This window comes from Ideonella azotifigens, from assembly GCF_006519715.1.
GTDB lineage: Bacteria > Pseudomonadota > Gammaproteobacteria > Burkholderiales > Burkholderiaceae_C > Ideonella > Ideonella azotifigens.
Genome location: NZ_VIDT01000743.1, coordinates 1 through 2,480, shown reverse-complemented (window position 1 = coordinate 2,480; position 2,480 = coordinate 1). Strand labels below are relative to the sequence as shown.

General features: G+C 68.6%; 3 protein-coding genes. All 3 read left to right on the top strand.

Annotated features, from left to right (window positions below; all coding sequences use genetic code 11):
- Window positions 1-627, top strand: a 627-nt coding sequence (locus FKP22_RS27080) for a methionine ABC transporter permease (protein ID WP_310733385.1), incomplete at its 5' end; no start/stop codon positions are given.
- A 75-nt stretch (window positions 628-702) separates the two neighbouring features.
- Window positions 703-1,539 (top strand): MetQ/NlpA family ABC transporter substrate-binding protein, encoded by an 837-nt coding sequence (locus FKP22_RS27075; RefSeq protein WP_141291059.1) that lies wholly within the window; start codon window positions 703-705, stop codon window positions 1,537-1,539.
- A gap of 8 nt (window positions 1,540-1,547) precedes the next feature.
- On the top strand, window positions 1,548-2,480 hold a 933-nt coding region (locus tag FKP22_RS27070), incomplete at its 3' end, for an NtaA/DmoA family FMN-dependent monooxygenase (RefSeq protein WP_141291058.1).

The window sequence follows — 2,480 nt, the reverse complement described above, 5'->3', positions numbered from 1 at the left end:
GGCACCGCGCTGAGCCAGACCGGGCTGATGCTGGCGCTGGGTCTGGCGGCCGCGGTCCTGCTCGGCGGGCCGCTGGGCATCTGGCTGTTCCTGCTCGGGCCGGGGCAGCCGCTGCAACGGCCCTGGCTGCACGGGCTGGTGGGCTGGCTGGTCAACACCGTGCGTTCCTTTCCTTTCATCATCCTGCTGGTCGCGCTGGCGCCGGTGACCCGCGTGGTCGCCGGCAGCTCCATCGGGCCGGTCGCCGCGGCAGTGCCGCTGTCGTTTGCGGCCATCGCCTACTTCGCCCGCCTGGTCGAGCAGAACCTGCGCGAGGTGCCGCGCGGCGTGGTCGAAGCCGCCCAGGCCATGGGCGCATCGGACCTGCAGATCGTCCTGCGCGTGCTGCTGGTCGAGGCCCGCTCGGGCCTGGTGCTGGCGCTCACGGTGCTGGCCATCAGCTTCCTGTCGTACTCGGCGGTGGCCGGTGTGGTCGGTGGCGGTGGCATCGGCGACCTGGCGATCCGCTACGGCTACTACCGTTTTCAGACCGACGTGATGGTCTTCACCGTCGCGCTGCTGGTGCTGCTGGTGCAACTGCTGCAGTTCACCGGCAACACCGTGGCGCGCCGGCTGGACAAGCGCTGACCCGCTTGCCACCAGCGGCCGTCACGTCGCTTTTTCCGGGCCGCCGCGCCCGTGTTCGCCAAGAAGGATGTTCCGATGACCCTCGCCCGCCGTCCCTTGCTGGGTGCCACCGCCGTGCTGCTGCTGGGCAGCCTGGCCACGCTGCCTGCGCTGGCCGAGGAAGCCAAGAAGACGCTGACGATCGGCGCCACCGCCGGGCCGTATGCGGACCAGGTCAAGTGGGGCATCAAGCCGCTGCTGGAGAAGAAGGGCTACACCGTCAAGGTGGTCGAATTCAACGACTACATCCAGCCCAACTTCGCGCTGGCCCAGGGCGCGCTGGACGCCAATGCCTTCCAGCACATCGTCTACCTGACCAAGTTCTCCACCGAGAATAAGCTGGCGATCAGCGAGCTGCTGAAGGTGCCGACCGCCCCCATCGCGATCTACAGCCACAAGCACAAGACGCTGGACGTGAAGCCCGGCGCCGCCGTGGCGCTGCCCAACGACCCGACCAACGCCGCCCGCGCGCTGATGGTGCTGCAGGAGATCGGCTGGATCAAGCTGCGCGAGGGCGTGGACCCGATCCGCGCGTCTGAAAAAGACGTGGCAGTGAACCTCAAGCAGATCAAGCTGATCCCGCTCGAAGCCGCGCAGTTGCCGCGCTCGCTGGACGACACCGACTACTCGTTTGTCAACGGCAACTTCGCGCTGGCTTCCGGCCTGAAACTGACCGAGGCGCTGGCGCTGGAGAAGACCGGCCCGACCTACCAGAACGTGGTCGCGGTGCGCACCGAGGACCTGGCCAAGCCCTGGGTCAAGGACATTGCCGAGGCCTACCGCTCGCGCGAGTTCCTGGCCGTCACCGAGCAGCGCTTCGCCGGCTTCGTGAAGACGGACTACCAGCAGGCGCTGCAGACCGCGACCAAGTGAGCGCCGGCATGGCCAGCAACTTGATCAGGTTCAACGCGTTCCAGATGAACGCGGCAGGGCACCAGTCGCCCGGCCTGTGGGCCCATCCGCGCGACCGCTCGCACCACTACCGCGAAGCCGCGCACTGGGTCGAACTCGCGCAGCTGCTGGAGCGCGGCCTGTTCGACAGCGTGTTCCTGGCCGACGTGCTGGGCGTCTACGACGTCTACCGCGGCAGCCTGGACGCCTCGCTGCGCCATGCCACGCAGGTGCCGCTGAACGACCCGCTGGCCCTGGTACCGCTGATGGCCCAGGCCACCACGCACCTGGGCTTTGGCGTGACGTGCGCGCTGACCTACGAACATCCGTACCCGTTCGCGCGCCGCATGAGCACGCTGGACCACCTGACCGGTGGCCGCGTCGGCTGGAACATCGTCACCGGCTACCTGGACAGCGCCGCGCGCAACCTCGGGCTGGACCGCCAGCTCGCGCACGACGACCGCTACGACCTGGCCGACGAGTACATGGAAGTCGTCTACAAGCTCTGGGAACAGAGCTGGGACGACGACGCGGTGCGCCTGGACAAGGCCGGCCGCGTGTTCACCGACCCGGCCAAGGTGCATGCCATCGCGCACCACGGCCCGCATTTCCAGGTGCCCGGCATCCACCTCTGCGAACCGTCGCCGCAGCGCACCCCCGTGCTGTACCAGGCCGGCACCTCGTCGCGCGGCAAGGCTTTTGCCGCGCGGCATGCCGAGTGCGTCTTCATGAGCGGCCCGAGCCAGACGGTGATCGCGCGCCAGGTCGACAGCCTGCGCAGCGCGCTGGCCGAGGCTGGCCGCCCGCCCGGGTCGCTGCGCATCTTCACGCAGGCACTGGTGATCACCGGCGAAAGCGAAGCCCAGGCGCAGGACAAGCTGGCCGACTACCAGCGCTACATCGACATCGATGCCTCGCTGACC